Below are 8,274 nucleotides of genomic sequence, written 5' to 3'. Positions count from 1 at the left end.
CTTCCTGTACCGCGCCGCCGAGATTCTGGGCGCGGTGTTCCTGGTGCTGATCGCCGTGCTGATCGTGTCCCAGGTCTTCGCCCGGCTGGCCAACCGCATGGTGCCGGGAGCCGACGAACTGGCCGGCTACTGCATGGCCGCCTCCTTCTTCCTCATGCTGGGTCCGGCGCTGCGCCGAGGCGCGCACATTCGCGTCGGCGTGCTGGTGGACCGGCTGCGCGGCGGCCCACGGCGCATCGTGGAGTTGCTCTGTCTCGGCTTCGGCACGGCGCTCAGCGCCTATTTCGCGTGGTACTGGCTGCGCATGACCTACGATTCCTACGATTTCGGCGATCTGGGACAGGGCGTGCTGCCCATCCCGCTGTGGATTCCGCAGGCCGCCATGGGTGTCGGGCTGGTGATCCTGGTGATCGCCTTCCTCGATGACCTGCTGGCGGTGATCCAGGGGCGCGAGGCGTCCTATCAAAGCGCCGGCATGCAGAGCGAGGGCTGACCGATGGACCAGACGACCGCTTCCATCGTCGTCGTGGTGACGATGCTCCTGATGCTGGGGACCGGCATCTGGGTGGCGCTGGCGCTGGCCGGCGTCGGCTTCGTCGCCATGGCGCTGTTCACCACCCGCCCCGTCGGCATGGTCATGGCGACCAACATCTGGGGCGCCAGCACGAGCTGGACCCTGACCGCCCTGCCCCTGTTCATCTGGATGGGCGAGATTCTCTTCCGGACGCGAATCTCGTCGGACATGTTCAAGGGGCTGGCGCCCTGGACGGGCTGGCTGCCGGGGCGGCTGATGCACGTCAACATCGTCGGCTGCACGATCTTCGCGGCCGTCTCCGGCTCCTCCGCCGCGACCGCCGCGACCATCGGGCGGATGACCATCCCGGAGCTGACCCGGCGCGGCTACGACCCGATGATGATCGTCGGCACGCTGGCCGGCGCCGGCACGCTGGGCCTGCTGATCCCGCCCTCGATCATCATGATCGTCTACGGCGTGGCGGCGGACGTGTCCATCGCCCGGCTGTTCATCGCCGGCGTCATCCCGGGCATCGTGCTGACCGGGCTGTTCATGCTCTATGTCGGCGGCTGGTCCCTGCTCAATCCCGGCCGGGTGCCGCCGCGTGAGGCGCGCCAGAGCTTCGCGGAGAAGATCCGCGACACCGGGTCGCTGATCCCGGTCATGCTGCTGATCGCCGCGGTGCTCGGCTCGATCTACGCGGGCATCGCCACGCCGACCGAGGCCGCGGGCATCGGTGTGCTCGGCTCTCTGGTGCTGGCGCTGCTGACCGGCTCGATGAGCTGGGCGACCTTCCGCGACAGCGTCATGGGCGCGGCGCACACCTCCTGCATGATCGGCTTCATCCTGGCGGGGGCGGCCTTCCTGACCGTCGCCATGGGCTACACCGGCATCCCGCGCCTGCTGGCGGAGTGGATCACCTCCATGCAGCTTTCCACGGCGTCGCTGCTGGTCGTGCTGACGCTGTTCTTCATCGTCATGGGCTGCTTCCTCGACGGCATCTCGATGGTCGTGCTGACCACCTCGGTCATCCTGCCGATGGTGCAGAACGCCGGGATCGACCTGCTGTGGTTCGGAATCTACATCATCATCGTGGTGGAGATGGCCCAAATCACGCCGCCGGTGGGCTTCAACCTGTTCGTCCTGCAATCGATGACGGGCAAGAGCATCTTCGCGGTCGGCAGGGCCAGCCTGCCCTTCTTCATGCTGATGATCCTGATGGTGGCGCTGCTCTGGATCTTCCCGGGCATGGTGACGTGGCTGCCCTCGCTGATGATCGGGTGAGGAGCGGCATCATGAACGTCCGTTTCACCACGGCGGGCGACACGGCCTTCAACGTGGAGTTCGGCGAGGGCATCGACCGCCCGACCAACGCCCGCGTCATGGCTCTGCACGCCCGTCTGAAGGCCGCCGCCCCGCCGGGTCTGGTGGAGACGGTGCCGACCTTCCGCTCGCTCCAGGTCGTCTACGATCCGGTGGTGACCAGCCGCCGGGAGGTCCAGGCCGCCGTCGAGGCCGAACTGGCTCACGCCGCAGACGCCCCAGCCGAAGGCACGCTGTGGCGGCTGCCCGTCTGCTACGACGCGGAGCTTGGACCGGACCTCGCGGAACTGTCCGCGTCGCTCGGCCTGACGGCGGAGCGGCTGATCGAGCTCCACGGGTCGACCGAGTATTTCGTCTACATGCTGGGCTTCATGCCGGGCTTCGCCTACATGGGCGACCTGCCGGCGGAACTGGAGAAGCCGCGGCGCAGCGAGCCGCGGGTCCGCGTGCCGGCGGGTTCCGTCGCCACCGCCGGGCGGCTGACCACCGTCTATCCCTGGGAGAGCCCCGGCGGCTGGCACCTGATCGGGCGCTGCCCGGTGCCGCTCTACGACGCCGCCCGCCCCGCCCCGGTCCTGCTGGCCGCGGGTGACCGGGTGCGGTTCGAGGCGGTGGACCGCGCCCGCTTCGACGCCCTGTCGGCCGAGACCGCCTCCGGCCGCTTCGATCCCGACACGCTGAGGGCCGCGCCATGAGCGCGCCCTGCCTCACAATCGTCCGGCCGGGGCTGTTCGCCACCATCCAGGACCTCGGCCGCTTCGGCCATCAGGAACTCGGCATGCCGGTGGCCGGCGCGCTCGACCCCATCGCCCTGCGCCTCGCCAACGCGCTGGTCGGCAACCCGGCGGGCACGGCGGGGGTGGAGATCGCCCTGCTCGGCCCGGCGCTGAAGGTGGAGGCCGACGGCGTGCGCGTCGCCGTCGTCGGCCCGATGGCGCTGAGCCTGGAGCGCGAGGGGCATTCGCCCCAGCCGCTGGAACCCCACCGCAGCCACACGCTGACGCGCGGCGACGTGCTGAAGCTGGGCGCCGTCAGCGGGGCGGCGGTCTCCTATCTGGCGGTGGCCGGCGGATTCGCGCTGGAGCCCTTCCTGGGCAGCCTGTCCACCTATGTCCGCGCCGGCATCGGGCCGCTCGGCGGCAAGCCGCTGGGCGATGGGGCGCGTTTGCCGCTCAACCGCAACGACGCCCCGCCGGGCGCCGACGTGGAGCTGCCGGAGCCGCCGGACTATGGCGGCGGGCCGGTGCGGGTGGTGCTCGGCCCGCAGGAGGACCGTTTCACGGCGGAGGCGCTGGAGACCTTCCTGTCGGCGACCTACCGCGTCGGCAAGGATGCGGACCGCATGGGCCTGCGGCTCGACGGGCCGACGCTCTCCCACACCGGCTCCGCCGACATCCCGTCGGACGGGCTGGTCACCGGCTCGATCCAGGTGCCGGGCAACGGTCAGCCGATCCTGCTGCTGAACGACCACCAGACGGCGGGCGGCTACGCCAAGATCGCCACGGTGATCTCCGCCGACCTGCCCCGCGTCGGCCGGCTGAGCCCCGGCGGCGCCCTCAGCTTCCGCGCCGTCACGGTGGAGGAGGCGGAGGCCATCCGGCGGCGCCAGGAACAGATCATCGCCGCCTGGGTCCGCGCCATCCGACCGGTGCGTCCGGCGGGCGGCGTCGATCTGGAGGCGCTCTACGCGGAAAACCTCGTGTCCGGGGTCGTCGACATCGTCAACGGCAACGGCGACATCCTGAACCGAGAAGAGATGTGCGGGAGGGCACCATGACCATCACCGTGAACCTGAACGCCGACCTGGGCGAGGGCTTCGGCGCCTACGACATCGGCGACGACGACTCCATGCTGGGCATCGTCGCCTCCGCCAACATCGCCTGCGGATTCCATGCGGGCGACCCGCTGGTGATGACGCGGACCGTCCGGAACGCGGTGGCCAAGGGCGTCAGTCTGGGCGCCCACCCCTCCTATCCCGATCTCCAGGGCTTCGGGCGCCGCCCCCTGCGTATGTCGGCGGCGGAGGTCGAGGCGATGGTCGCCTATCAGATCGGCGCGCTGATGGGCATCGCCGCCGCCAGCGGCGGCACGGTCACCCATGTGAAGGCGCACGGCGCGCTGAACAACATGGCGGCGGTGGACGAGGGGCTGGCCCTGGCCATCGGACGGGCGATCAAGGGCGTCGATCCCTCGCTGATCTACCTCGCCACCGCCGGTTCGGAGATGGCGCGGGCCGGGCGGACGCTGGACCTGCCCACGGCGGAGGAGGTCTTTGCCGACCGCGCCTACGACGACAACGGCAACCTCGTGCCGCGCGGTCAGCCCGGCGCGATGGTGCATGACCCGGACGTGGCGGCCGCCAACGTCCTGCGCATGCTGGAGGAGGGCGTGATCCTGTCGGTTACCGGCACGCGCATTCCCTGCACCGTCCATTCCGTCTGCGTCCATGGCGACGAGCCGAGCGCCGTCGCCATGGCCGGAAACCTGCGCCGCACCCTGGAGGCCAAGGGCGTCCGCATCGTCCCCCTGCCGGAACTGCGCGACCGGTTCTAGGAAGGCGCGATCATGCAGGCCGCAGCTTCGCCGCCTGGGCGAGGCTGGTGAGCGTGTCCAGAATGACCTGCGGGCTGACCGGCTTGCGCAGCACCACCAACGGCTGCCAGCGGTCGGATGTCAGGTCATCCTCCCCCGCTTCCATCGACAGGAAGCCGGTCATCACCAGGATCGGCAGTCCGGCGGCCTTGATTCGCAGTTCGCGGATCAGGGCACGGCCGTCCATCCGCGGCATTCGCAGATCGGTGATGACGAGGTCGGCGGGGTCGGCGCTGTAGCGCTCCAGCCCCTCCTGCCCGTCCTGGGCCAGGGTCACGCGATATCCCTTGCGGGACAGGAAATCCTCAAGGGCCATGGCGGCCAAGGCTTCGTCCTCGGCCACGAGGATATGCAACGGAGCGGTGACGGGGTCAGGCATGAGCGCGCTCCACGTCCTGAACGGAGGGATGGGACACCGGCACGGTTATGGTGAAGCGGACGCCGCGGTTTCCGTTCTCGTGGGTCACATTCGCCGCGTCGATCCGCCCGCCCATGGAATCGATGATGCCATAGCCGATGGACAGGCCAAGGCCGGAGCCCTTCCCGACCTCCTTGGTCGTAAAGAATGGGTCGAAAATGCGCGGCAGTACGTCCGGGTCGATGCCGCCGCCGTCGTCGGTGATGGTGATGACCGCCCGCCCGGCGGTCATGTCGCAGCGCATACCCACCGCGATCCGCCCGGCAGCCGGCGACCCGTCGGGGTCGGCGCGCCATTCCAGGATGGCATCGCGCGCGTTGGACAGCAGATTGACCAGCACCTGCTCCAATTGCAGGGGGCGCCCGCGCGTCACACAGTCGATGGCCGGGACGTCGCTCACGACCTCGATGTTTTCCAAGGCAAACTGGTTCGACACCAGCTCGACGGCGGAGCGGACGCAGGCTGTTGGGTCGAAGCGCTGGGTGGCGCCGTCGCGGCGGCTGAAGGTGCGCATGTGGTCGATGATGCGGCCCATGCGCTCCGCCTGTTCCGACATGATGGTCAACACTTTGTCCAGGCGCGCGGTGTCGGTGTCACCGTCACGCAGACGCGACAGGGCGTTCTCGGCCCAGATCCGGATGATGTTCAGGGGCTGGCTCATCTCATGGGCCATGCCGGCGGCGAGCGTGCCCAGGGTCGCCAGCTTGGAGGTCTGGACCAGCTCCTCCTGAAGCCTCTTGCGGTCGGTGATGTCGCGTGAGCTGCCCAGGATCTGGACCACCCGCCCCTCCTCGCAGCGCACCGGCACAAGCACGGTGTGCCACGTGCGCCGCCCGACCGGAAGGTCCAGCGTCTCCTCGTAATCGATCGGGCCACCCGCGGCGACGCAGGCGCTGTAGCGTTCGATCACCGCCGCGGCCGTCTCCGGCGGTACGGCCTCGCGGACCAGCCGGCCGCGGATGGTTTCCGGATCGATCCCCGTCGCCCGCGTGTGGGCGGGGTTCAGCGTGTCGAAGGCGAAGTCACCGTCCGGCAGCACCGTGACAACGAACAACCCCTCGGCCAAGTTGTTGAAGAAGCTGGCGTAGCGCAGCTCGGCCTGACGCCGGATCTCGATCTCGCGCTGAAGGGCTCCGTTGGCGTCGGCGAGCTGGGTAGCGCTGGGCAGAGCGAGGGCTTTGGGCATCTGCACCCACAAGGCGACGGCGGTCAGCACCGACACCATCGCGGTCAGCGCCTTGACGATGCCTTCCACGGCATAGTCGGGATACCACAAGGTCCACAGGCTGAAGAAATGCGTCGTGCCGCAGGCCAGGATGAAGGCGGCGAACAGCCAGACGATCCAGGTGAAGGCGACGTCGCGGCGCTTCATGACGAAGTAAAGCAGCGCCACGGGAATTGAGTAATAGGAAAGCCCGGTCAGCACATCGGACACGATGTGCAGGGTCAGGATTTCCGGACGCCAGAACAGGCACACGCCGTGAGGCAAGTACGCGCTGGTGTCGAAGAAGGCTTCCACGCCACCGAACATGCCGCCCCTCTTTTTTGGCTCACCGCCCGCGGCCCAACCGGGACCGGAATTGCCGCCGTTTCTCTGATCTCGCCACAAAAGCTTGAAGCACAATGCCTTGCGGCACCATGCCGCGGAAGGCTGCAACAGCGAACGCTACTCGAATCAGGGAGGCGGAGCAACACGCGGAACGCTATACCGGCAAATGGTTAGCGCTCCGCATAGCTTTGGATGAACGTTACGCCGCGGTGTGCACCTTGCGGTTTTGCTCGCGGGTTTTCAGGAAGCGCAGGGCCGGAAAATCCTCTTGCGTGCGATTCAGGTGCCAGGCGTTGCGGGCCAGGAACACCAGTGCCCCGTCATGGTCCTCCGCCGCCGCCGAGCGGTTGAGGTCGAGGAACTTCTTGAGCTGCTCCTCGTCATCCGTCTCGATCCAGCGGGCGGCGTCCACCCCCGCCCCCTCGAAGCGGGCGGCGAGGCCGTATTCCGCCTCGATGCGGGCGGCCAGCACCTCGAACTGCAGCTGGCCGACCACACCGACCACCCAATCCGCCCCGGTCAGCGGCTTGAACACCTGGGAGGCGCCCTCCTCCGCGAAATGCTCCAGCGCCTTGCGCAGATGCTTCACGCGCATCGGGTCTTCCAGCCGGACGCGCTGCAGCAGTTCCGGCGCGAAGCTCGGCACGCCGGTGAAGCGCAGATCCTCGCCCTCGGTCAGCGTGTCGCCGATGCGCAAGGACCCGTGGTTGGGGATGCCCATGATGTCGCCCGGCCACGCCTCTTCCGCCAACTCGCGGTCGCGGGCCAGGAACAGCACGGCGTTGTTCACCGCCATGAGCTTGCCCGACCGGACATGCTTCAGCTTGGCGCCGCGCTTGAACTTGCCCGAGCAGATGCGCACGAAGGCGATGCGGTCGCGGTGGTTGGGGTCCATGTTGGCCTGGACCTTGAACACGAAGCCGCTGAACTTGCCCTCGTCCGGCTGCACGGAGCGCTGCTCCGCCGGCTGCGGGCGCGGCGGCGGGGCGTTCTCGGCCAAGCCCTGGAGAAGCTCGCGCACGCCGAAGTTGTTGATCGCCGAGCCGAAATAAATCGGCGTCAGGTGGCCGGCGCGGTAGGCCTCCAGGTCGAAGGGCGGCATCAGCCCGCGGGCCATTTCCACCTCCTCGCGCAGCTTCGCTACCGCGTGGGCCGGCAGCAGTTCGTCGAGGCGCGGGTCGTCGAGGCCGTTGCACTCGATGCCGTCGTCGATCTCGTCGCCCTTGGTGCGATCCATCAGGATCAGGCGGTCGCGGATCAGGTCGTAGCAGCCGAGGAAGTCGCGGCCCATGCCGATGGGCCAACTGGCCGGGGTGACCTCCAGCGCCAGCGAGCTTTCGATCTCGGAAATGAGGTCGAAGGGGTCGCGGGCCTCGCGGTCCATCTTGTTGCAGAAGGTGATGATCGGCACGTCGCGCAGGCGGCAGACCTCGAACAGCTTCAAGGTCTGGCTCTCGATGCCCTTCGCGCCGTCGATCACCATGACGGCGCTGTCCACCGCGGTCAGCGTCCGGTAGGTGTCCTCCGAGAAGTCCTCGTGGCCCGGCGTGTCCAGCAGGTTGAAGGTGCGCCCCTCGTAATCGAAGGTCATGACGGAGGCGGTCACGGAAATGCCGCGCTCGCGCTCCACCTTCATCCAGTCCGACTTGGCGCGGCGCTGCTCGCCGCGGGCCTTCACGGCACCAGCCATCTGGATCGCGCCGCCGAACAGCAGCAGCTTTTCAGTGAGGGTGGTCTTGCCGGCGTCGGGATGCGCGATGATCGCGAAGGTTCGACGCCGGGAAACAGCGTCCAGAAGCTCGGACATGCGCGAATCCCGTAACCAGCTTAGCGACAAAGAGAAGGAGGGCCGGAAGCGTCGCTGCCCCTCGGCCCTCA

8 protein-coding genes are annotated in these 8,274 nt (G+C 68.5%); 5 read left to right on the top strand and 3 right to left on the bottom strand.

Annotated elements, in window-relative coordinates; genetic code table 11:
• From GBZ26_RS09300 to GBZ26_RS09280, 5 genes are all read left to right on the top strand, one after another.
• Positions 1–493: TRAP transporter small permease (locus tag GBZ26_RS09300; RefSeq protein ID WP_211104666.1), on the top strand; the 493-nt coding region annotated here is incomplete at its 5' end.
• A 3-nt stretch (positions 494–496) separates the two neighbouring features.
• Positions 497–1,798: a TRAP transporter large permease gene (locus GBZ26_RS09295; protein WP_174438593.1), complete on the top strand. Its 1,302-nt coding sequence runs from the start codon at positions 497–499 to the stop codon at positions 1,796–1,798.
• Between the two features lie 11 nt (positions 1,799–1,809).
• Complete coding sequence (pxpB, locus tag GBZ26_RS09290; RefSeq protein WP_174438592.1) at positions 1,810–2,532, top strand: 5-oxoprolinase subunit PxpB; 723 nt, start codon at positions 1,810–1,812, stop codon at positions 2,530–2,532.
• Entirely contained in the window at positions 2,529–3,614 is a 1,086-nt protein-coding gene (locus tag GBZ26_RS09285; protein WP_174438591.1) for a 5-oxoprolinase subunit C family protein, read from the top strand. The genes pxpB and GBZ26_RS09285 overlap by 4 nt, the downstream gene beginning before the upstream one ends.
• Complete coding sequence (locus tag GBZ26_RS09280; protein WP_174438590.1) at positions 3,611–4,390, top strand: LamB/YcsF family protein; 780 nt, start codon at positions 3,611–3,613, stop codon at positions 4,388–4,390. The genes GBZ26_RS09285 and GBZ26_RS09280 overlap by 4 nt, the downstream gene beginning before the upstream one ends.
• Positions 4,391–4,400: 10 nt before the next feature.
• On the opposite strand, the gene GBZ26_RS09275 is transcribed toward GBZ26_RS09280, so the two are convergent.
• The 3 genes from GBZ26_RS09275 to GBZ26_RS09265 form a co-directional block, all read right to left on the bottom strand.
• The gene (locus GBZ26_RS09275) at positions 4,401–4,808 is read right to left on the bottom strand and encodes a response regulator (protein WP_174438589.1); all 408 of its coding nucleotides are present in this window, start codon (positions 4,806–4,808) and stop codon (positions 4,401–4,403) included.
• A complete protein-coding gene (locus tag GBZ26_RS09270; RefSeq protein WP_174438588.1) occupies positions 4,801–6,378 on the bottom strand; it encodes a sensor histidine kinase in 1,578 nt (525 codons plus the stop codon). The genes GBZ26_RS09275 and GBZ26_RS09270 overlap by 8 nt, the downstream gene beginning before the upstream one ends.
• A 217-nt stretch (positions 6,379–6,595) precedes the next feature.
• A complete protein-coding gene (locus tag GBZ26_RS09265) occupies positions 6,596–8,203 on the bottom strand; it encodes a peptide chain release factor 3 (protein WP_174438587.1) in 1,608 nt (535 codons plus the stop codon).
• Positions 8,204–8,274 lie beyond the last annotated feature (71 nt).

The organism is Azospirillum formosense, assembly GCF_013340925.1.
Lineage (GTDB): Bacteria > Pseudomonadota > Alphaproteobacteria > Azospirillales > Azospirillaceae > Azospirillum > Azospirillum formosense.
The sequence above is the reverse complement of the archived record's forward strand: the minus strand, read 5'-3'. Positions and strand labels throughout refer to the sequence as shown.

Excerpts from the sequence above, each read along its gene's own strand:
- GBZ26_RS09285 (WP_174438591.1), top strand. The coding sequence starts at position 2,529 with ATGAGCGCGCCCTGCCTCACAATCGTCCGGCCGGGGCTGTTCGCCACC.
- GBZ26_RS09265 (WP_174438587.1), bottom strand. The coding sequence starts at position 8,203 with ATGTCCGAGCTTCTGGACGCTGTTTCCCGGCGTCGAACCTTCGCGATC.
- GBZ26_RS09275 (WP_174438589.1), bottom strand. The coding sequence starts at position 4,808 with ATGCCTGACCCCGTCACCGCTCCGTTGCATATCCTCGTGGCCGAGGAC.
- GBZ26_RS09270 (WP_174438588.1), bottom strand. The coding sequence starts at position 6,378 with ATGTTCGGTGGCGTGGAAGCCTTCTTCGACACCAGCGCGTACTTGCCT.
- pxpB (WP_174438592.1), top strand. The coding sequence starts at position 1,810 with ATGAACGTCCGTTTCACCACGGCGGGCGACACGGCCTTCAACGTGGAG.
- GBZ26_RS09295 (WP_174438593.1), top strand. The coding sequence starts at position 497 with ATGGACCAGACGACCGCTTCCATCGTCGTCGTGGTGACGATGCTCCTG.
- GBZ26_RS09280 (WP_174438590.1), top strand. The coding sequence starts at position 3,611 with ATGACCATCACCGTGAACCTGAACGCCGACCTGGGCGAGGGCTTCGGC.